General features: G+C 68.8%; 20 protein-coding genes. 10 read left to right on the top strand and 10 right to left on the bottom strand.

Annotated elements, in window-relative coordinates:
* Positions 1–31: 31 nt before the first annotated feature.
* Entirely contained in the window at positions 32–514 is a 483-nt protein-coding gene (locus BWO91_RS06075) for a CarD family transcriptional regulator (protein ID WP_064296368.1), read from the bottom strand.
* A 211-nt stretch (positions 515–725) separates the two neighbouring features.
* On the opposite strand from BWO91_RS06075, the gene BWO91_RS06070 reads away from it, so the two are divergent.
* The gene (locus tag BWO91_RS06070; RefSeq protein ID WP_064296369.1) at positions 726–1,259 is read left to right on the top strand and encodes a hypothetical protein; all 534 of its coding nucleotides are present in this window, start codon (positions 726–728) and stop codon (positions 1,257–1,259) included.
* A 78-nt stretch (positions 1,260–1,337) separates the two neighbouring features.
* Here BWO91_RS06070 and BWO91_RS06065 read toward each other — a convergent pair whose 3' ends face one another.
* On the bottom strand, positions 1,338–2,021 hold the full coding sequence (locus BWO91_RS06065; protein WP_064296370.1) for a response regulator transcription factor: 684 nt from the start codon (positions 2,019–2,021) through the stop codon (positions 1,338–1,340).
* Entirely contained in the window at positions 2,018–3,184 is a 1,167-nt protein-coding gene (locus tag BWO91_RS06060) for a sensor histidine kinase (RefSeq protein ID WP_079001808.1), read from the bottom strand. The genes BWO91_RS06065 and BWO91_RS06060 overlap by 4 nt, the downstream gene beginning before the upstream one ends.
* A 166-nt stretch (positions 3,185–3,350) precedes the next feature.
* Here BWO91_RS06060 and phoU point away from each other — a divergent pair, with 166 nt between their 5' ends.
* On the top strand, positions 3,351–4,019 hold the full coding sequence (phoU, locus tag BWO91_RS06055; RefSeq protein ID WP_064296372.1) for a phosphate signaling complex protein PhoU: 669 nt from the start codon (positions 3,351–3,353) through the stop codon (positions 4,017–4,019).
* Positions 4,020–4,095: 76 nt separating this feature from the next.
* On the opposite strand, the gene BWO91_RS06050 is transcribed toward phoU, so the two are convergent.
* The 3 genes from BWO91_RS06050 to BWO91_RS06040 all read right to left on the bottom strand — a co-directional run bounded on the left by BWO91_RS06050 (position 4,096) and on the right by BWO91_RS06040 (position 7,543).
* Complete coding sequence (locus BWO91_RS06050; protein ID WP_079001806.1) at positions 4,096–5,658, bottom strand: chaplin family protein; 1,563 nt, start codon at positions 5,656–5,658, stop codon at positions 4,096–4,098.
* A gap of 109 nt (positions 5,659–5,767) precedes the next feature.
* On the bottom strand, positions 5,768–6,631 hold the full coding sequence (locus tag BWO91_RS19910; protein ID WP_079001804.1) for a hypothetical protein: 864 nt from the start codon (positions 6,629–6,631) through the stop codon (positions 5,768–5,770).
* A gap of 162 nt (positions 6,632–6,793) precedes the next feature.
* The gene (locus tag BWO91_RS06040; RefSeq protein ID WP_064296735.1) at positions 6,794–7,543 is read right to left on the bottom strand and encodes a phosphoglyceromutase; all 750 of its coding nucleotides are present in this window, start codon (positions 7,541–7,543) and stop codon (positions 6,794–6,796) included.
* A gap of 71 nt (positions 7,544–7,614) precedes the next feature.
* Between BWO91_RS06040 and BWO91_RS06035 the strand changes: the two genes are divergently transcribed.
* Positions 7,615–8,439: a class I SAM-dependent methyltransferase gene (locus tag BWO91_RS06035; protein ID WP_079001802.1), complete on the top strand. Its 825-nt coding sequence runs from the start codon at positions 7,615–7,617 to the stop codon at positions 8,437–8,439.
* Positions 8,440–8,458: 19 nt separating this feature from the next.
* On the opposite strand, the gene BWO91_RS06030 is transcribed toward BWO91_RS06035, so the two are convergent.
* From BWO91_RS06030 to BWO91_RS06015, 4 genes are all read right to left on the bottom strand, one after another.
* On the bottom strand, positions 8,459–9,583 hold the full coding sequence (locus BWO91_RS06030) for an FUSC family protein (RefSeq protein ID WP_079001800.1): 1,125 nt from the start codon (positions 9,581–9,583) through the stop codon (positions 8,459–8,461).
* Positions 9,584–9,588: 5 nt separating this feature from the next.
* The gene (locus BWO91_RS06025) at positions 9,589–10,755 is read right to left on the bottom strand and encodes a YgfZ/GcvT domain-containing protein (protein ID WP_240555699.1); all 1,167 of its coding nucleotides are present in this window, start codon (positions 10,753–10,755) and stop codon (positions 9,589–9,591) included.
* A 1-nt stretch (position 10,756) separates the two neighbouring features.
* Positions 10,757–11,461 (bottom strand): FABP family protein, encoded by a 705-nt coding sequence (locus BWO91_RS06020; protein ID WP_071259388.1) that lies wholly within the window; start codon positions 11,459–11,461, stop codon positions 10,757–10,759.
* A 134-nt stretch (positions 11,462–11,595) separates the two neighbouring features.
* Positions 11,596–11,886 carry a hypothetical protein gene (locus BWO91_RS06015; RefSeq protein ID WP_064296602.1) on the bottom strand — a complete coding sequence of 97 codons (291 nt, stop codon included), beginning with the start codon at positions 11,884–11,886 and terminating at the stop codon, positions 11,596–11,598.
* A gap of 110 nt (positions 11,887–11,996) precedes the next feature.
* On the opposite strand from BWO91_RS06015, the gene BWO91_RS06010 reads away from it, so the two are divergent.
* The 7 genes from BWO91_RS06010 to pstA all read left to right on the top strand — a co-directional run bounded on the left by BWO91_RS06010 (position 11,997) and on the right by pstA (position 20,301).
* Positions 11,997–12,686 carry a response regulator transcription factor gene (locus tag BWO91_RS06010; RefSeq protein WP_205847579.1) on the top strand — a complete coding sequence of 230 codons (690 nt, stop codon included), beginning with the start codon at positions 11,997–11,999 and terminating at the stop codon, positions 12,684–12,686.
* Complete coding sequence (gene mshD / locus BWO91_RS06005) at positions 12,658–13,563, top strand: mycothiol synthase (protein WP_079001796.1); 906 nt, start codon at positions 12,658–12,660, stop codon at positions 13,561–13,563. The genes BWO91_RS06010 and mshD overlap by 29 nt, the downstream gene beginning before the upstream one ends.
* Before the next feature lie 90 nt (positions 13,564–13,653).
* Complete coding sequence (locus tag BWO91_RS06000) at positions 13,654–15,849, top strand: RNA degradosome polyphosphate kinase (RefSeq protein ID WP_079001794.1); 2,196 nt, start codon at positions 13,654–13,656, stop codon at positions 15,847–15,849.
* A gap of 52 nt (positions 15,850–15,901) precedes the next feature.
* Positions 15,902–16,840 (top strand): NUDIX hydrolase, encoded by a 939-nt coding sequence (locus BWO91_RS05995; RefSeq protein ID WP_064296606.1) that lies wholly within the window; start codon positions 15,902–15,904, stop codon positions 16,838–16,840.
* Positions 16,841–17,034: 194 nt separating this feature from the next.
* Entirely contained in the window at positions 17,035–18,126 is a 1,092-nt protein-coding gene (pstS, locus tag BWO91_RS05990) for a phosphate ABC transporter substrate-binding protein PstS (protein ID WP_079003860.1), read from the top strand.
* Positions 18,127–18,256: 130 nt separating this feature from the next.
* Complete coding sequence (gene pstC / locus BWO91_RS05985) at positions 18,257–19,201, top strand: phosphate ABC transporter permease subunit PstC (RefSeq protein WP_064296608.1); 945 nt, start codon at positions 18,257–18,259, stop codon at positions 19,199–19,201.
* Positions 19,201–20,301 (top strand): phosphate ABC transporter permease PstA, encoded by a 1,101-nt coding sequence (gene pstA, locus BWO91_RS05980; protein WP_079001792.1) that lies wholly within the window; start codon positions 19,201–19,203, stop codon positions 20,299–20,301. Before pstC ends, pstA begins: the two co-directional genes overlap by 1 nt.
* Position 20,302: the final 1 nt, after the last annotated feature.

Here is a 20,302-nt window from a genome sequence, read left to right as displayed (position 1 = left end):
CTCGGGCGCCCAGCCCGAACGGACGGTCGGCTCAGGAGGCGAGGACCTCATCGAGGACGGACGACGCCTGCTCCTCGTCGGTCTGCTCCGCCAGTGCCAGTTCAGAGACCAGGATCTGGCGGGCCTTCGCGAGCATCCGCTTCTCTCCTGCTGAGAGCCCTCGGTCCTGGTCGCGACGCCACAGGTCGCGGACCACCTCGGAGACCTTGATGACGTCGCCCGAGGCCAGCTTCTCGAGGTTCGCCTTGTAGCGGCGGGACCAGTTCGTCGGCTCCTCGGTGAACGGCGCACGGAGTACGTCGAACACGCGGTCTACCCCCTCGCGTCCGATGACGTCGCGCACCCCGACCAGGTCGACGTTCTCGGCCGGGACCTCGATCATGAGGTCGCCCTGGGTGACGCGGAGCTTCAGGTAGAGCTTCTCCTCGCCCTTGATGATCCGGGTCTTCACCTCGGTGATGGTCGCGGCGCCATGGTGCGGGTAGACGACGGTCTCGCCAACTTCGAAGATCATGGGTCTCGGTCCCTTCAGCGTCTCCCAGAATACCACGGGACCCCTGATCAGAGCCGGGTACCGGGTGCCCAGCGGACCGGGTGGTGAACCGATCGATCACGGGTCGACGACCCGGCCACGCCCCTTCGCGGCCGTGGGCTAGACTCGAATCCGGATCCCGGGACACCTGTCACTCGTCTGCGCCCGGGGCCACCACATCTTGGAGGGTTCTGTGAAGGCGCGTCTCATCGCTTCCATCGTCGTCGCGGGTGCTGTCGCACTCGGCATGAGCGGTTGCAACCTCATCGCGCCGCAGGCGACCCTGAAGCAGTACGACGCCTCGGACGGCGTCGGTGTCACCGTCGGCTCGGTGGCCGTCCGCAACGCCATCGTCGTCTCCGACGACGGCGAGACCGGCAACCTCGTCTTCAGCGTCGCGAACCGCGACGACCGCGCCCACACGGTGCTCATCGAGATCGAGGGCAAGGACGAGCAGTTCCAGGTCCTCGCGGAGCCCGGCCTGACGACGTTCGACGGCTCGGGAGCCAATGACCCCCTGCGCATCGAGTCCCTCGGCGTCCAGCCCGGAGCGATCGTGGACGTCTTCTTCCAGTACGGCGACGAGACGGGCGCCACGGCGAGTGTGCCGGTCCTCACCGGTGAGCTGCTCGAGTACTCCACGCTCGTCCCGACGCCACTGCCGACGGATGAGCCCACCGAGACGCCGACGCCGCTCGCGACGCCCACCACGGAGCCGACCGAATAACGCTCCGTCGCCCCACACGACCGAACGCCCCGCACCCCCCTCCGGAGGTGCGGGGCGTTCGTCCGTCCTGGACCTGCGTCAGGCCTCGAAGCGGTACCCGAGCCCACGCACGGTGACGAGCATCACCGGTTCCGAGGGGTTCGCCTCGATCCGGGAACGGATGCGCTTGATGTGGACGTCCAGCGTCTTGGTGTCGCCGTAATAGTCGCTCCCCCACACCCGATCGATCAACTGACCACGGGTGAGAACCCGTCCGGCGTTCCGGAGGAGCAGCTCGAGCAGCTCGTACTCCTTGAGCGGCATCGGGATCGGTGCCCCGTTGACCTCGACGACATGACGCTCGGTGTCCATCCGGACCGTGCCGGCCTCGAGCAGCACCTCCTCCTGCGCCTGGTCCGCCTCGACCCGGCGTCGCAGCACCGCCCTGATCCGCGCGAGGAGCTCGCGGGTCGAGTAGGGCTTCGTGACGTAGTCGTCGGCGCCCAGCTCGAGCCCGACGACGATGTCGACTTCGGAGTCCTTCGCGGTCAGCATGATGATCGGCGTGCTCGAGACCGCGCGGATCTGACGGCAGACCTCCGTCCCGGGGATGCCGGGGAGCATGAGGTCGAGCAACACGAGGTCAGCGCCGCGAGCCGTGAAGGCCTGGACCGCCGAGGGACCGTCCTCCGCCACCTCGACCTCGTACCCCTCCCGTTCGAGCAGGTAGCTCAGTGGTTCACTCAGAGACGCTTCGTCTTCGACGAGCAGGATGCGGGTCACGGGGTACTCCTTGCCGTGCCGGTGGACAGGTCCTCCGGCGGGGTCGTTGCTCTGGGAAGGCGGATGGTGAACGTCGAGCCACGGCCCAGCTGCGACCAGACCTTCACCTCGCCGCCGTGGTTCTGGACGGTGTGCTTGACGATGCTGAGGCCCAGGCCGGTGCCGCCCGTGTGGCGGGACCGCGCCTGGTCGACGCGGAAGAACCGTTCGAAGACCCGGTCGCGGTCCTCTTCGGCGATCCCGACGCCCTGATCGGTGACGGCGATCTCGACGACGTCGTCGACCGCGCGGACGCCGACACCCACGTGTGCGCCGGTGGGCGAGTAGTGGATGGCGTTCGAGATGAGGTTGTGCACGGCGACGACGAGCATGGCCTCGTCACCGTACACCTCGAGGTTCTTACCGCCTTTGAGGGAGAGCGCCACCCCGGTCGCCTCGGCCGGCACACGGTTCTGGTCCACCGCCGCGGCGATGACCCGATCGAGGCGGACGAGTTCCGGCTGATGGAGGGCGTCGGCCGCCTGCAACCGCGAGAGGTCGATGATCTCGGCCGTCATCCGGGTGAGTCGCTGTGATTCGGTCGAGAGCCGGCTGGCGAACCGCTTCACCCGTTCCGGGTCGTCGGCCGCCGTGTCGAGCGCTTCCGAGAGGAGCCCGATGGCGCCGATCGGCGTCTTCAACTCGTGGCTGATGTTCGCGATGAAGTCCCGGCGGACCTCGTCGAGTCGACGCGCCTCCGTGTGGTCCTCGGCCAGGAGGAGGATGAAGCGAGACCCGAGCGGCGCCGCCCGCACGCGCAGGTGGCGGGTGGCCTCGCCGAAGCGCCCGAGCGCGAGTTCCAAATCGCTCGTGACGGCTTCGCCGGTGCGTCGGACCTCGAGCGCGAGGTCGATGAGCTCCTGGTTGTCGAGCACGCGGTCGCGCACCAGCCCGAGCGCGAACGCCCCCGGGGAGGCCTTCAGCACGTTGTTGGACGGGTCGACGACGATGCCCGCGCTGTCGAGGGCTTCGAGCACCTGGTCGACCCCGTCTGGGACGACCGGGTTGACGACCGTCGCGGCGCGCTCTCCGCGGCGGAAGGCGAGGGTGATGAGGGCGACGAAACCGCCTCCGACGATGAGGCCGAGTGCCAGGGCGATCAGCACCAACCACATGGTGTCCATGGGTACTACGTTACTCAGTCCGCCGAACGGCGAACTCGCGAATACCCCGCCACTTCGACGACTGTTCACGCTTGTGGCCCCAACTGTTAACCTTGGTTCGGCATCATCGGCGGAGCGGGCGTCTGCCTGCCCACCGCCAGGTCACGGAAGGACGGCACCCAGAGCCATGCGCGAGGTATTCCAGCAGTCACTGCGAGAGGTCCAGGATCGCCTGGTCGAGATCGCCGAACTCGTCACGATCTCCATCGAGAAGGCGACGCAGTCCTTCGGCAACTCGGACGTCGCGGTCGCCGAGGAGGTCATCGCCAACGACAACCGCATCGACCAGCTCGCGATCGAACTCGACGAGCTCGCCATCGACATCCTCGCCCGTCAGCAGCCGGTCGCGCGCGACCTGCGCATCGTCGTGAGCGCGCTTCGGATCAGCGCGTCGCTCGAGCGCATGGGCGACATGGCCGAGCACATCGCCCAGCTGTCGCGGTACCGCTTCCCCGACAAGGCGGTGCCGAAGGGCCTGCGGACCACCTTCGCCGAGATGGGTCGACTCGACGTCTCGATCGCCCGCAAACTGACCGAACTGCTGCGCACCCAGGACCCGCGCATCGCCGACGAGATCCGCAACGACGACGACGACGTCGACGAGCTGCACGCCAGCGTCTTCGAGAAGGTCCTCGGCGACACCTGGAAGGGTGAGCCCGTCGCGACCGTCGACGCCACCCTCGCTTCCCGGTACCACGAGCGCTTCGCCGACCACGCCGTATCCATCGCCAAGAAGGTCCAGTACCTCGCGACCGGCGACTGGATCCCCGAGGCGACCACGCCGGTGCACCACTGACCAGCTGATCCCGGACACCCCGACGAGCGGTGTCGACCCGAGACCGGGTCGGCACCGCTCGTCCGTTCGTGCGGGACTAGCTCATCCGACGACGGGTGATCGCGCCGCCTGCCAGGAGCAGGAGGCCGAGGACCGTGGCGAGGCCGGCGAGCGGCAGGAGCTGGCCCGCAGCGCTGCCGGTGTCGGCGAGCGTCGGCTCAGCTGAACGTGCGGCCGAGGCCGTGGTGTCCGAGCCGGTCGAGGACGCCGCCGTCCCGGTGGTGATCACCGTGGCGGGGACCGTCGGCACGACGGGGGTCACCGGGGTGGTGGGGTCCGTCGGGTCGGTCGGGTCCGTGGGGTCCGTAGGGTCGGTCGGGTCCACCGGAGTGGTGGGATCGATCGTCCCGGGACCTGCGGTCTCGCTGTCCCCGATCACGGAGATCGCGTTGCCGCCGATCGTGATCGGCAGCTCCAGGCCGAGGTCGATCTGGTTCCCACCGCCGAGGCTGTCGTCACCACCGGTGGTCGACGTGCCTCCACCGGACGATACCGGAGCGGAGGCCGAGGTGCCCGTCGACTCGGAGTCGCCGATCACGCTGACGGCGTTGCCCACCACGGAGATCGGGAGCCCGATGTCGCCGAGGACCTGGTTGCCACCGGCGACACTGTCGTCACCGGTCGTGGTCGACGGCGCCGCCGGAACAGCCGCACCACCCGACGTGGCAGGCTCACCCGCCTGCTCACTGCTCGAATCACCGAACAGCGAGATGGCGTTCCCACCGACCGTGACCGGAACGGTCACCACCGGAGACACCTGGTTCCCACCGGCGACACTGTCGTCACCGGTGGTCGTCGACGGCGCCGCCGGAACAGCCGCACCACCCGACGTGGCAGGCTCACCCGCCTGCTCACTGCTCGAATCACCGAACAGCGAGATGGCGTTCCCACCGACCGTGACCGGAACGGTCACCACCGGAGACACCTGGTTCCCACCGGCGACACTGTCGTCACCGGTGGTCGTCGACGGCGCCGCCGGAACAGCCGCACCACCCGACGTGGCAGGCTCACCCGCCTGCTCACTGCTCGAATCACCGAACAGCGAGATGGCGTTCCCACCGACCGTGACCGGAACGGTCACCACCGGAGACACCTGGTTCCCACCGGCGACACTGTCGTCACCGGACGTGGTGGCCTCGTCGGTGACCGGCGAGGCGGACTCCCCCGCCGCCGGTCCGGACGTCGAACCCGACTGCTCGGCATCGCCGATGATCGAGATCGCGTTGTCCTCGACCGTCACCGGGATGGAGACGGGCAGCTGGACCTGGTTCCCGCCCGCGACACTGTCGTCACCACTGGTGGTGGCGGCCGGGGCCGGCTCCGGCGCGGGCTCGGGTACCGGTGCGGGCTCCGGTGCTGGTGCGGGTTCCGGCTCAGGCGCCGGTGCCGCCTCCGGTGCGGACGTCGCCGACGAATCACCGACGACGCTCACCGCGGTGTCGACGATCTCGACGGGGGCCTCGAGGACCACGTCGACGAGGGTTCCGCCGAGGATGCTGTCGTCCCCGGACGTGTCGGCGTTGGCCGCCGTAGCGCCGAGGAACGTGAGTCCCGCGACGAACAGGCCACAGTAGAGGCCTTTCTTGACATACGAATTCATGATTCCTGCTCCTTGCAGAGTGACTGATGTGCTCCCGTGGTCGGGAGGCTTCGGACCGTTGAACCGCCCAGTGGGCGGGCCTCCGCCGCGAACGGCAGAGTGGTCCGGGTCAGTCAGGAGAGGTATCGGAGGGGAACGTGGGTGAAGCCGGGAGGTCTTCGTCTCGCGCGGGTCCGCGACGGTCGTCGCCGGGCGCAGGGAGGATGACGGAGCTCGATTGTTCGGCTGCTGCGGGACCGCCGACGGCACCACCGGAGCCGGAGGACCCGGAGCCACTCGGCGTGACGGCCCAGCGGCCGTCGGCGTCCGGCAGCAGCGGAAGGTCCGCAGGGGTGGCGGGGAGGCTGGACGATCCGACGGCGGCGGGCACGGCCGTGGTGAACGACGTGTCTTCGCGATCCTGGCCGCCCGACACGATCGTCGAGTCGTCCTGCTGGACGGACGGCGGTCCGAGGATGGTGGTCGGGAGGATCGCGCCGACGGCGGTCGAGTCGGTGGCCGACACGTCCTCTGCCGGGCCCTGCGGAAGCGCTGGGACGTCCGGATCGATGATCGGCGTGCTGGGGACCGGGACCGCGGCGACGACATCGGCGACGCCGGTCAGCGTCTGGTCGACCGTTTGCACGACCGGATCGACGATCGCGGCGACGGGTGCTGTGCCGACGGTCTCCTCGACGACGTCGTTCACGACCGGTACCGCTGCGACGGTCTCGTCGACGACGTCGACCACCGGTTCGAGCACGGTGGTGTCGACGACGTCGACGACCTCGACGACAGCACTGACGGGGTGTTCGAGCGAGCCGACGACCTCGGTCACCGCGCCCAAGAGCGACGGATCGGTGGCACCGTCGTCGGCATGCGCGGAGGACGGCGACCCGAAGAGGGCTATCGCCGTGAACGCCGCGGCGGCGAAGCCACCGAGCGCCAGGGCGCGCCACAGGGGGAAACGGGTGCCGTCGGTCGACTGCTCCATGCGTATCCCCCCAATCGGGTTACAGTGCAGTCACTGTACGCCCAACCCCGAGGCGGTTCAACCCCTTTTTTTCGACATGGAAAACCCCGGTCAGGAGGACGTTCGGCGACGATGTCGCCAAGCCGTGCTCCCGACCGGGGTGGTGGTTTGGTGGGGTTTCCGCTACTTCTTCCCCTGCGCCGCGACGGCGGCGGCGCCTGCTGCCGCGGCCTCGGGATCGAGGTAGCGAGCCGGGGCGACCGGACGGAAGTCCGCGTCGAGCTCGTACACGAGCGGGATACCGGTGGGGATGTTCAGCTCGGCGATCTCGTCGTCCGAGATGTCGTCGAGGTGCTTCACGAGGGCGCGGAGCGAGTTGCCGTGCGCCGTCACGAGGACGGTCTTGCCGGCAGCCAGGTCGACCGTGATGTCGGACTCCCAGTAGGGCAGCATCCGGTCGATGACGTCCTTCAGGCACTCGGTGCGGGGCAGTTCGCCGTCGATCCCGACATACCGGGGGTCGTCGGCCTGCGACCACTCGTCGTCATCGGCGATCGGCGGCGGCGGCACGTCGAAGGAACGACGCCAGGTCTGGAACTGCTCCGGACCGTACTCGGCGAGCGTCTGCGCCTTGTCCTTGCCCTGCAGCGCTCCGTAGTGACGCTCGTTGAGGCGCCAGCTGCGCTTGACCGGGATCCACATGCGGTCGGCGGTCTCGAGGGCGAGGTTCGCCGTCTGGATCGCGCGGGAGAGGACCGAGGTGTACAGCACGTCCGGGGTGATGCCGGAGTCGGCGAGCAGCTCGCCCGCACGCTTGGCCTCGGTGACGCCGAGTTCGCTGAGTCGGACGTCGACCCAACCGGTGAACAGGTTCTTCTGATTCCAGTCGCTGTTGCCGTGGCGCAGCAGGACGAGGGTGTAAGTCTCAGGCATGCCCCCAGCATACCGACGGCGCATGACCGCGAGGTGGACGATGACCCCGCTCCGTGAGGGAGAATGGGTCCATGCCCGTCGGATCGATCACCCGCGGGACGACGGGTACGAACCGGCTCCGGCGGGTGGACCGCTGGATCGCGATCCACCCCTCGCTCAGACGGACGACGAACCCGCTGGTAGTGGACCTCGGCTACGGCGCGAGCGGCGTCACGGCGTTCGAACTGCACGACCGACTGCTCGCCGTACGACCCGACGTACGGGTCATCGGATTCGAGATCGAGCCGGGGCGCGTCCGCACCGCTGATGCGCAGCTGCGGCAGGTGCGAGCGGGCACGACCCGGTTCATGCCGACGGCTGCGGTCTCCTTTGCGCGCGGCGGGTTCGAGGTGCCGACCGGCGACGACCGCCCCACGGTGATCCGGGCGTTCAACGTGCTCCGGCAGTACGACGAAGTCGCGGTCGCGGGGGCCTGGCGCCTCATGGCGTCGCGGCTGCAGCCCGGCGGTGTGCTCGTCGAAGGGACGTGCGACGAGATCGGACGGGTGTCCAGCTGGATCGCGCTCGACGACCAGGGGCGTGCTGAGTCGTTCTCCATCAGTCTGCGACTCGCCGACCTCGAGGTGCCGTCCATCGTGGCCGAACGACTGCCGAAGGCGCTGATCCACCACAACGTACCGGGCGAACGGGTCCATGCGCTCATGACGGACCTCGACCGCGCCTGGCGGATGCACGCACCCCTGGCGGTCTACAGCCCGGTCCAGCGCTGGTTGGCGACCGTCGGGACGCTCCGGGACAGCGGGTGGCCGGTGCTGGCCGGCCGCAGCCGCTGGCGCCTCGGCGAGCTGACACTGCCGTGGTCGGCTGTCGCCCCGAATCCCTCCCCGACGGACTGAGTGTCGGGGAACGCAGCCGTCAGAGCGAGGGCAGCGCCGCCTGCGCCTCCGGCGTCGGCAGCCCCGTCGCCGTGAGCAGGTCGACGAGGTACGGCCGGAGCACGAGCACGAGCGCCTGCTCGGAGACCGAGGCGTCGGGGAGGACGACGACCGGCTCGAGGTGCTTCGCGATCTCCAGCAGGGACTGCCTCGCGACCGGCTGCTGGGCGATGTCACCGATCGACTGCGACAGGATGCCGAGCGCGACGGAGGTGCGCGCGAGCAGGTCGGCGAGCTCGGGACGGCTCGTGGCGTCGCGCGACACGTAGTCGATGCGCCGGGCGATCACCCGGAGGTTGCGGGTCGCGAGGTCCATGCCGTCGAGCATGGTCCGCTGCCGTTCCAGGTCGAACACCGCCTTGCGGAGGAACGGCGAGATGCGCGCGATGGCGAGTCCTGAGTCGAGGGTTCCGCGCCACGCGTCCAGGGCCGGCTGGGTGGCCCTCGCCCGTGCGAGCGCGCGGTCCGCCTCCTCGAGGTCGCCGAGACGGAGGGCGGCGACGAGCGAGGCGAGGGTCCGGACGTGTTCGTCGATGAGCCGCTGGCCGTCACGGCGAGCACTCCGGCGCGGGTCGCGCGGGATGAGCGCGGTCGCGAGCAGGGCGAAGACCCCGCCGATCAGTCCGTCGAGGGTGCGCACGAACGGGCCGCCGTCAGGCACGGGCAGGAGCATGACGAGGACGGACTGCACCGCCGCCGCGATCGCGAACGACGCCGCCGGCGACAGGAACCGGGCGACGAGCAATGTGAGCACGAGCGCGACCGCGAGTTGCCATGTCCCCTGACCGAAGCCGAGGAGCAGGATCTCGGCCAGCGCGATCCCGACGCTCATCCCGACGGCCGTCTCGAGGACCCGGATCGGGCGGGCGTCGCGAACGAACCCGAGACTCGAGATCGTCACGGTCAAGGCGAGGAGTGGCACGGCGTGCCCGAGCACGTAGTGGGAGAACGCGTATGCACCGATCGCCGTGGCGCTGACCTGCAGCACCGCCGGCACGGATCCGACGAGACGATGCCAGGCGTCGCCGAGTGCGATGCGGCGACGAACCGCGGCGGTCCATCGGTCGATCCGTACGCCCGGGTCAGAGGCGCCGTCGCTCCCCACCGGTGTCAGCGCCGGACGGCGCCGAGTCGCGGCAGCCGCGGCACGTTCGCCGTGGCCCCGGCATCCGCCGGCACGACGATCTCCTGCGACGCCGCGACGTCGATGCCGTCGGCCTCCACCGTCAGCACGGCCGCCGGATCCGCGGAGCGCTTGACGATCGCCAACGCCACCGGGCCCAACTCGTGGTGGATCGCGCTCGAGGTGATGCGTCCGACGGGTTTCCGGGTCGCGTCGTCGCCGTCGCCGACGAGCACCACGTTCGAACCGGCCGGTGGCAGCACCGCGTCGGAGCCGTCGAGGAGGAGCATGACGAGACGCCGCGGCGGATGCCCGAGGTTGTGCACCTTGGCGACCGTCTCCTGACCGCGATAGCAGCCCTTGTTCAAGTGGACGGCAGAGCGCAGCCAGTCGAGCTCGTGCGGGATGCTCCGTTCGTCGACCTCGGACTGCAACCGCGGGCGCCACGCGGCGATGCGCAGGGCTTCTGCGGCCAACGAACCCGCGGCGGAGAACGCCCCCACGCGGATCTGCTGCACGAGCGACTCGAGCTGCTCGCGCGCGACGATCGTCTCGGTCCACGTCCACGCTGCACCCGGGTGCTCACCCGTCGCGTACTGATGCCCGCCGACCGCGACCTCGGACCACGGATCGTGCCAGACGAGCGGCATGCCGTTCGGCTCCGCGGCCTCGACCGTGAGACCCGCCGCCGCACCGATCACGGCGTACCGCTCGGTCACGATGGCCACCTCGACGCGCAGCATGAACCGCATCCGATCGAGCCAGGCGTGGAGGGGCGCAGCATCGTCGGCCTCGGTGACGAGCCACGTGGTCGTCCCGTCGTCGAGCAGCTTGACCGCGTGCTCGATCCGGCCGCTCTGGTCGAGGAAGAGGGTCTCCGTGGAGATGCCGGCGGACAGCGACCGCAGCTCCTGGCTCGTGATGGAGTTGAGCCAGCTCAGCCGATCAGGGCCGGTGACCGTCACGATGCCACGGTTCGACAGGTCGACGATCGCCTTCCCGCTGGCGATGAGGCGCTGCTCGATGTTCGGGCTGCCGTAATGGGAGGGGACGCCGTGGTCGACGGCGTCCGCCTGTTCGACGGCACCCGGCAGCGTGAGGAAGGGCGAGCCCGGAATCGCTTCCGGCGTGACCGCTCCGGTGGGATCGGTCACGTCAGTCGGCTTTGGCCAGGCGCGCCGAGGCGTGCGTCCGGAGATCCTGCCCCAGGGCGGCGATGTCCCAGGCCCAGAGCAGGTGGTTCTCCACGAGGCCGTACAGGCGGGTCGCGGCGGCGTACTCCTTGGCTCCAGCGGTCCGGACGACGGCGTCGGTCGCGAGGTCGATCCGCGGGCCGTCGATCTGACCGAGGTAGAGCTCGCTCACACCGTTCGGGTGGACGATCGAGACCTGTAGGGGGAAGGCGCCGGTCGACGTACGCAGCGTCTCGACCGATTGCGCCGTGCCGAACGGGCGGGGGCCCTGCCCTGGGAGCATCCCCGGCCCGGGATCGCCTTCGATCAACGGGCGCTCGAGGCGCCAGTAACCCGTCTCGGTGACGAGCGGCTCGGGCACACCGGACTCGTCGACCGGGTGCGCCTCGGGCGCGACGTCCGCAGCGGTGTCGTCCGACAGGGCGTCCTCGTCCGTGGACGAGGCCCCCTCGGCGTCACGAGGGGGCTGCTCGGGCAGGAGCCAGGTGTAGGAGTTGTAGTTCAGGTACGGCAGGCCGTCGTGGCTGAAGCTCACGCGCTGACCGAACTCGCGGGTCACGGTCTCGTCGCCGACCCGGTAGTCGATGACGCCGGTGCCCTCCCAGACGCCGATGAGCCATGACAGCGGGACCAGTTCGCTCGGCAGGCCGCTCGGGATCTCGATCATCGAGGGACCCGGACTAGCGCTGACCGCGGTACAGGTTCTTCAGCACGACCACCGCGGTGAACGCGATGGCGAGGCTGGCGAGGACGAGCAAGCCGATGAAGAAGATTTCGAGAGCGAGCAGCATAGGAGAAAGTCTACCCCGAGGCCAGGGCGATGAGGCCATACACGGCACCGCCGATGGCGAGGATGAGGACGGCGCCGGTGACGCTCGTCGACATCCGATCGACGAATCCCACCTTCTGTCTCGTCAGCAGCTGTGCCGAGAACGCGGCCAGCGTGCAGAGGCCGAGCGTGGCCGACAGCCCGAAGAAGGTCTCCCCCGGGCTCCAGAGCAGGCCGGACACGACGACGCCGACGAGCGCGAGCGCCCAGATGGAGACGACGCTGATCCAGCGCAGCCGGGGGGAGAGAGTGGTTTCGCTCACGGACCCATTGTCACAGAGCGGACGCCATCGGACCACCAGCGGGCGCCCGGTGCGACGTGGGGTACGGTCGTTCGCCTAATATGGTTCCAAACTCAGTCGGGAGGATGCGCGTGGCGCAAATTTTGGTCTTGACCTCCATGGTCGGCACCGAGGTCCTCCCATCCCTCGGGCTCCTGAGCCACCGCACCCGGCAGATCCCCGCCGACCCCGCACAACTCGTGAACGCTCCGAGTTCGGATCTCGTCCTCGTCGACGCCCGCCAGGATCTCGCGAGCGCCAAGTCGCTCTGCAAGATCCTCGGTGCGTCCGGGCTGTCGGTCCCGCTCCTCCTCATCCTGACCGAGGGCGGCCTCACGGCCGTCAGCGCCGACTGGGGCGTGAACGACGTCATCCTCGAATCCGCCGGGCCGGCCGAGGTCGACGCGCGGATCCGGCTCGCGATCGGCCGCGCCTCGCAGGAGCACTCGGCGAGCAAGATCCAGGCGTCCGGCGTCGTCATCGACGAGGCCAGCTACTCCGCCAAGGTCCACGGCAAGCCGCTCGACCTCACCTTCAAGGAGTTCGAACTGCTCCGCTTCTTCGCGACCCACCCCTCCCGGGTGTTCACGCGCGAGCAGTTGCTGAGCGAGGTGTGGGGCTACGACTACTTCGGTGGCACGCGAACCGTCGACGTCCACGTCCGCCGGTTGCGCGCCAAGCTCGGCGACCTCGAGCAGCTCATCGGCACCGTGCGCAACGTCGGCTACCGCTTCAACGTTTACGAGGACGATCATGCCCCGGCTGACACTGTCGGTTCGTAACGTCGACGACGCCCGCACCCGGGATGCGCTCGAGCGCGTCGTGCGCACGGCGTCGCTCGTCGACGGCCAGCCGCCGTTCAGCGATCAGTCGCTCATCGACGCCGCGTCCGGCGCCCGGACGCTGATCCTCGCCGTCGAACCACAGGACCCGCCGGTCGACCCCGACGACTTCGCCGTCGTGGGTGCGGCCATCCTCGGACATGGCGAGCTGGAGTTCGTCGTCGAGCCCGAGTGGCGGGGCCACGGCTACGGTCGCGCCGCACTGCGCGGCGTCCTCGCCAACTGTCCCCCGCAGGTGCGCATCTGGGCACATGGCGACCACCCCGCCTCCCGGGTGCTCGCGCAGGAGTTCGGCTTCTCGCCGATCAGGACGCTGCTGCAGCTCCGCCTGACCAAGACGCCCACGAGCCGTGCGCGACCGGCCACCGCCGGGCACGCTGATGTCACGGTCGGCACGTTCCGGCCGGGAGCCGACGAGGAGGAGTGGCTCGAGGTCAACGCGCTCGCCTTCGCCGACCACCCCGAGCAGGGACGCATGACCCTCGACGATCTCCGCGCCCGGGAGGCCGAGTCCTGGTTCGACGCCGACGACTTCCTGCTCGCACGAGGCTCCGACGGCGACCTCCTCGGGTTCATCTGGTTGAAGGTCGAGGACACGGTCGGCGAGGTGTACGCGGTCGGCGTGCACCCGGCGGCCAGTGGCCGAGGGCTCGGGCGGCTCCTGATGGAGGCCGGCCTGGCCCGCCTGCGGGATCGACGGGTGGAGGCGGTCACGCTGTACGTCGAAGCCGACAACCTCCCTGCGGTGTCGCTGTACCGATCGCTCGGATTCACCGACCACACCATCGACGTGCAGTACGCGAGAACCGACGCCTGATCCCCTCCACAGCGGTGTGGCGCTGCGGCATTTACACAGTGTTCACCGCAGTCGTCGCGACCACCCCCGCCACGGTGTCATGATGAAGGCATGCCAGCAGACCCAACCGTGCTCGATGTCGGCCTCGATGGGGACGAAGAGGACTTCGACCCCGCCTTCGAGCGGAACGATCCCGCGCTGCCCGAACACCGCTACCTCGACCGCGAACTCAGCTGGCTCGCCTTCAACCAGCGTGTGCTCGAGCTCGCCGAAGACCCCGCGCTACCCGTCCTCGAACGCGCCAACTTCCTCGCGATCTTCGCCTCGAACCTCGACGAGTTCTTCATGGTGCGGGTCGCCGGCCTGAAGCGCCGCATCCTCACGGGCCTGGCGGTCCCGACGAACGTCGGCAACGCGCCGGCCGACGTCCTGTCCGAGATCTCGCAGCAAGCGCACGTCCTGCAGGAACGGCACGCCCGCGCCTGGCACGACCTCGTCCGCCCCGACCTCGCCGAACGCGGTGTCACGGTCGTCACCTGGGATTCACTCGACGCAGCCGACCGCGAATACCTCAGCGAATACTTCAGCAACCAGGTCTTCCCGGTGCTCATGCCGCTCGCGGTGGACCCGGCCCACCCGTTCCCCTACATCTCCGGCCTCTCGTTGAACCTCGCGGTCCGAGTGCGGAACACCCGGACCGGGCGCGAGGAGTTCGCCCGGCTCAAGGTCCCGCAGATGATGCCGCGCTTCGTCCGCGTCGGTCCGGCGGAGCGCCGTTCCGCGTCGCTGGACACCGCCCCCAGCGTGCGCTACATCGCCCTCGAGGAGGTCATCGCCAACCACCTCGGCCACCTCTTCCCCGGCATGGAGATCGTCGACCACCACGTCTTCCGCGTCACGCGCAACGAGGACATGGTGATCGAGGAGGACGAGACCGAGAACCTCATCCAGGCACTCGAGAAGGAGCTGCTGCGCCGCCGGTTCGGGCCGCCCATCCGGCTCGAGATCACCGACGACATGGACGACGTCACCCTCGGACTCCTCGTCCGCGAACTCGACATCACCGAGCAGGAGGTCTACCGCCTGCCATCGCCGCTCGACCTCGGCGGCCTCTTCAGCCTCGCCGGCATCGACCGTCCGGACCTCCAGTACCCGAAGCGGGTACCGACCACGGCGCTGCAGTTCCAGCCCGACGAACCGAACGGCAAGCCCGACCTCTTCCGGTCGATCGCCCGTGAGGACGTCCTGGTCCACCACCCGTACGAGTCCTTCGCCACGAGCGTGCAGGCGTTCATCGAGCAGGCCGCCGCCGACCCGCACGTGCTCGCGATCAAGCAGACCCTGTACCGGACCTCGGGCGACAGCCCCATCGTCGAAGCACTCATCGACGCGGCGGAGGCCGGCAAGCAGGTCCTCGCGCTGGTCGAGATCAAGGCCCGGTTCGATGAGCAGAACAACATCTCCTGGGCCAGGAAGCTCGAGAAGGCCGGCGTCCACGTCGTCTACGGCCTCGTCGGACTGAAGACGCACTGCAAGCTCGCGCTCGTCGTCCGACAGGAGCGCGGGGTCCTGCGCCACTACAGCCACATCGGCACGGGCAACTACAACCCGAAGACGAGCCGCATCTACGAGGACCTCGGTCTCTTCACGGCCGACGACCAGGTCGGTAAGGACCTCACCCGCCTCTTCAACGAGCTGTCCGGCTACGCGATCGAGAAGAAGTTCAAGCGCCTCCTCGTCGCGCCGCGCCACCTGCGCAAGGGCCTCCTCAAGCACATCGAGCAGGAGCGCACGAACGCCGAGGAGGGCAAGCCGTCCGGGATCCGCATCAAGGTCAACTCGATGGTGGACGAGGCGATCATCGACGCGCTCTACCGAGCCAGCCAGGCGGGGGTCCCGGTCGACCTGTGGGTCCGCGGGATCTGCGCGCTGAAGCCCGGCCAGCCGGGGATGAGCGAGACGATCCGCGTGCGCTCCATCCTCGGGCGCTACCTCGAACACTCGCGCATCTTCTCGTTCCACAACGACGGCGACCCGCACGTGTTCATCGGCAGTGCCGACATGATGCACCGCAACCTCGACCGCCGCGTCGAGGCGCTCGTCAGGCTCACCGACCCCAAGCACCTCGAGGCGACCGCCGCGATGTTCGAGCAGGCACTCGACGAGCAGACGTCGTCGTGGTGGCTCGACGCCGACGGCATCTGGACGCGCCACGCGGTCGACGCTGACGGACGACCGCTCACGGATCTGCAAGACTCCCTCATGCTCGAGACCGCGGCCCGCCGCCGGCCGAGGAACCGTCGCTGACGACTCCGCAGCGCGACCCACCCGAGCACCACGACACGACGAGGCAGTGACTATGACGACGACGGCAATCTACGCAGCCGGTGCCGTGTGCTGGCGCCTCATCGACGGCAAGGTCCACCTCCTCGTCATCCACCGGACGGTGTACGGCGACGTCACGATCCCCAAGGGCAAGGTCGATCCCGGGGAGACGCTCGCGCAGACGGCCGTGCGGGAGATCAAAGAGGAGACCGGCCTGAGCGTCCACCTCGGTGTGCCGCTCGGCGTCTCCACGTACCCCCTGTCGAGCGGTCGCGAGAAGATCGTCCACTACTGGTCCGCGGAGGTCACCGACCAGGCCGTCCGCGAGAGCACGTTCATCCCGAACGGCGAGGTCGCAGCCCTGGAGTGGGTCACCGTCAAACGGGCACGGAGCTACCTCAGCTACGAGCGCGACGTGGAGATCCTCGACGCCTTCGCCGCGCTGGTCGACGAAGGTGTCACCGCGACCTTCGCCCTCATCGCGATGCGCCACGGGAAGGCCACGTCGCCCTCGGAATGGTCCGGCGAGGACGCGACCAGGCCACTGGCGCCGCGCGGGGTCAAGCAGGCCGCGGGGAACGTCCCGACCCTGCTGGCCTTCGGCCCCCGCAAGATCGTGACGAGCACGGCCGTGCGCTGCGTCAGCACCGTCAGCCCGATCGCCGCGGCCGCGGGCATCGAGCCCAAACGCTCCGACCTCATCAGCCAGGACGCCTACGAGCGGGGCGAATCCGACGTCCGCCGGGTCGTCGGTCGCCGTGTCCGGGCGCTCAAGACGGCCATCCTCTGCAGCCACGGGCCGGTCCTCCCCGAGATCCTGCACGAGATCGCGCTCGCCACCGGGTCCACCCGAGGCTCCTACCTCGGGAGCGCCGCCGCACTCGAGACCGGGGCGTTCTCCATCGTGCACCTCTCCCGGACGAATCCGAGCTCCGGCATCATCGCGATCGAGACGCACGAACCCCGCGTCTGACCCATCCGATCGCCCCCCCCTGAACAGGGGCCGTTCGTGGTGCATTCGCGGCGTCGCCACGTCGGACGCCATGAATCCGTCGATATCCGTTCACCCGTTGTTTACCATCACGGGGGATGCTCGTCATGCCGCATGGTTAGCGTCACTGACGAGCCAGCACCGGCTCGCACCCACACCAATGAATGGACATCCCTGTGAAGTTCTCACGTTTCGGCCGCGTCGCGGTCGTAGCAGCAGTCGCAGCCGTCGCACTGACCTCCTGTGCGGCCAACGAAGGCGGCGCCACAGCCACGAGCGCAGCCGCCAGCGACCTCAAGGGCAGCCTGGCCGGTAGCGGCGCATCGTCGCAGGGCAGCGCCCAGGAAGCCTGGGTCGCCGCCTTCCAGACGGCCAACCCGGACGTCACCATCAACTACTCCCCCGACGGCTCCGGCGCCGGCCGCAAGGCGTTCATCGCCGGCGGTGTGCAGTTCGCCGGTTCCGACTCGGCGCTGTCCGACGAGGAGCTCACGAGCACCTTCGCCGCATGCGCAGCGGACACCAAGGCGATCGACCTCCCGGTCTACATCTCCCCCATCGCAGTCATCTTCAACATCGAGGGTGTCGACGAGCTCAACCTCGACGCCTCGACCATCGCGAAGATCTTCGCGGGTCAGATCACCAGCTGGGACGACCCGGCGATCGTCGCTCTGAACCCCGACGCGAAGCTCCCCTCCACGGCCATCACCGCCGTCCACCGTTCGGACGACTCGGGTACGACGAAGAACTTCGCCGACTACCTGGGCAAGAACGCGCCCGACGTCTGGACCGCTGAGCCGGCCGACACCTTCCCGTTCCAGTCGGGTGAGGGCGCCAAGGGCACCTCCGGTGTCGTCGACACCGTCAAGGGCGGCACCGGCACCATCGGCTACGCCGACGCGTCGAAGGCCGGCGACCTCGGTGTCGCGAAGATCAAGGTCGGCGAGGAGTTCGTCGAGTACAGCGCCGAGGGTGCTGCCGCCGTCGTCGAGGGCTCGCCGCTCGTCGAAGGCCGCGAGGCGAACGACATCGCCATCAAGCTCGACCGCGAGACCACGGACGCGACCCACTACCCGATCGTGCTCGTGAGCTACCTCATCGCCTGCCAGGAGTACGCCGACCCGAAGGTCGCCGACCTCGTCAAGGCGTACGCCGGCTACATCGCCAGCGACGCCGGCCAGGAAGAGGCTGCGAAGTCGGCCGGTGCTGCGCCGCTCTCCGCAGACCTCGCCAAGAAGGTCCAGGACGCGATCGCGACCATCAAGTAGTCCAACGGTCGAGCGTGCCGGGCCCTGCCCGGCACGCTCGACCTGCGTCACCAGCACTCGCAACACCCGCAGTAACCGCTCCCCGAGTCCGTCGAGGGGCACCACCATCGCATCGAGAGAACGGGAACCCATGGCTGTCGAGGCCCTAGCTGCGAGACCCAAAGCCAAGCAACGAGTCGGCGACCGCGTCTTCTCGACGCTCTCCCTCGTCTCCGGATCACTCATCCTCGTCATCCTGGCGGCGGTCGCGATCTTCCTCATCGTCCAGGCGTTCCCGGCCCTCACGGCCGACTCCTCGTCGTTCACCGGTGCTCCGACGAGCTTCTGGGCCTACGTCGGCCCCTTCGTCTTCGGAACCATCTGGGCGGCCATCCTCGCCCTCGCGATCGCCGTGCCGCTCTCGCTCGGGATCGCGCTCTTCATCACCCACTACGCGCCGCGACGACTCGCGGTCGCCCTCGGCTACGTCATCGACCTCCTGGCCGCCGTGCCGTCGGTCGTCTACGGCCTCTGGGGCGCGCTCGTGCTCGCGCCGTTCGTCCAGCCCTTCTTCGCCTGGCTGTCCGAGAACCTCGGATGGATCCCGCTCTTCGGTGGCACGGTGTCCGGCACCGGTCGTACGATCCTCACCGTCGCCCTCGTGCTCGCGGTCATGATCATCCCGATCATCACGGCCATCTCCCGGGAGATCTTCCTCCAGACCCCGAAGCTCCACGAGGAGGCCGCACTCGCGCTCGGCGCGACGCGCTGGGAGATGATCCAGATGGCGGTCCTGCCGTTCGGCCGTCCCGGCATCGTGTCCGCCTCGATGCTGGGCCTCGGACGAGCGCTCGGCGAGACGATGGCTGTGGCCCTCGTGCTCTCCCCCGCCGCCGTCTACTCGTTCTTCCTGCTCACCTCGAGCAACCCGAACACCATCGCGGCGAACATCGCCCTGAACTTCCCCGAGTCGTTCGGCATCGACGTGAACAAGCTCATCGCCACCGGCCTGATCCTGTTCATCATCACCTTCGTGGTGAACTTCATCGCCAGACTCATCGTCAACCGTCGTAAAGAATTCTCGGGAGCGAACTGATGACCGCCACGACCGACCGCCGTCAGGCGTCCATCGCCACGCCGTTCTCCAACTCGCTCACCGCGGGCAAGCTGCCGAAGTTCGCTCCGCTCACCATCCTCGCGGGCAGCCTCATCGTCAGCGGAGTCATCTTCCTGCTGCTGCAGCAGTCGACCGCCGACAAGAGCTACAACGTCCCCGGGGCCGTCGTGCTCGGCGCCGCGCTCTACGCGGTCACCGTCTACGTCGCGTCACTCATGGTCGAAGGTCGCCGGAAGGCCAAGGACCGCCTGCTCACCACCCTGGTGACCGCGGCCTTCGTCATCGCGCTCCTGCCGCTCGTCTCGGTCGCCATCACGGTGATCTCGGCCGGCGCCGCCCGGTTCGACCTCAACTACTTCTCGCTGTCGATGCGGAACGTCGTCGGTGAGGGCGGTGGCGCGTTGCACGCCATCACCGGCACACTGCTCATCACGCTGGCCACGTCGATCATCTCCATCCCGATCGGCATCCTGACCGCCATCTACCTCGTCGAGTACGGCCGTGGACGGCTGGCACAGGGCATCACCTTCCTGGTCGACGTCATGACCGGCATCCCGTCGATCGTCGCCGGCCTGTTCGCGTTCGCCCTCCTCGCGATCTTCTTCGGCCCGGGCGTCCGGCTCGGCATCGGCGGTGCCATCGCGCTGTCGCTGCTCATGATCCCCGTCGTCGTGCGGTCGAGCGAGGAGATGCTCAAGCTCGTCCCGAACGAACTGCGCGAGGCCTCGTACGCGCTCGGTGTGCCGAAGTGGCTGACCATCCTCAAGATCGTCCTCCCGACCTCGATCGCCGGCATCATCACCGGCGTGACGCTCGCCGTCGCCCGCGTCATCGGTGAGACCGCGCCCCTCCTGATCATCGCCGGCTTCACCCAGAGCATGAACTACAACCTCTTCGACGGCCCGATGATGACCCTCCCGGTCTTCGTGTACACCCAGTACGCGAACCAGGGCACCGACGGGGCCTCCTACGTGGACCGCGCCTGGACCGGCGCGCTCGTCCTCATCCTCATCGTCATGGCGCTGAACCTCATCGCCCGACTCATCGCCAAGATCTTCGCCCCCAAGTTCGGCCGCTAGG

This window comes from Plantibacter flavus (assembly GCF_002024505.1).
GTDB lineage: Bacteria > Actinomycetota > Actinomycetes > Actinomycetales > Microbacteriaceae > Plantibacter > Plantibacter flavus_A.
The sequence above is the reverse complement of the archived record's forward strand: the minus strand, read 5'-3'. Positions and strand labels throughout refer to the sequence as shown.

Excerpts from the sequence above, each read along its gene's own strand:
- BWO91_RS06075 (WP_064296368.1), bottom strand. The coding sequence starts at position 514 with ATGATCTTCGAAGTTGGCGAGACCGTCGTCTACCCGCACCATGGCGCC.
- BWO91_RS06060 (WP_079001808.1), bottom strand. The coding sequence starts at position 3,184 with ATGGACACCATGTGGTTGGTGCTGATCGCCCTGGCACTCGGCCTCATC.
- phoU (WP_064296372.1), top strand. The coding sequence starts at position 3,351 with ATGCGCGAGGTATTCCAGCAGTCACTGCGAGAGGTCCAGGATCGCCTG.
- BWO91_RS06050 (WP_079001806.1), bottom strand. The coding sequence starts at position 5,658 with ATGAATTCGTATGTCAAGAAAGGCCTCTACTGTGGCCTGTTCGTCGCG.
- BWO91_RS19910 (WP_079001804.1), bottom strand. The coding sequence starts at position 6,631 with ATGGAGCAGTCGACCGACGGCACCCGTTTCCCCCTGTGGCGCGCCCTG.
- BWO91_RS06040 (WP_064296735.1), bottom strand. The coding sequence starts at position 7,543 with ATGCCTGAGACTTACACCCTCGTCCTGCTGCGCCACGGCAACAGCGAC.
- BWO91_RS06035 (WP_079001802.1), top strand. The coding sequence starts at position 7,615 with ATGCCCGTCGGATCGATCACCCGCGGGACGACGGGTACGAACCGGCTC.
- BWO91_RS06020 (WP_071259388.1), bottom strand. The coding sequence starts at position 11,461 with ATGATCGAGATCCCGAGCGGCCTGCCGAGCGAACTGGTCCCGCTGTCA.
- mshD (WP_079001796.1), top strand. The coding sequence starts at position 12,658 with ATGCCCCGGCTGACACTGTCGGTTCGTAACGTCGACGACGCCCGCACC.
- BWO91_RS06000 (WP_079001794.1), top strand. The coding sequence starts at position 13,654 with ATGCCAGCAGACCCAACCGTGCTCGATGTCGGCCTCGATGGGGACGAA.
- BWO91_RS05995 (WP_064296606.1), top strand. The coding sequence starts at position 15,902 with ATGACGACGACGGCAATCTACGCAGCCGGTGCCGTGTGCTGGCGCCTC.
- pstC (WP_064296608.1), top strand. The coding sequence starts at position 18,257 with ATGGCTGTCGAGGCCCTAGCTGCGAGACCCAAAGCCAAGCAACGAGTC.
- pstA (WP_079001792.1), top strand. The coding sequence starts at position 19,201 with ATGACCGCCACGACCGACCGCCGTCAGGCGTCCATCGCCACGCCGTTC.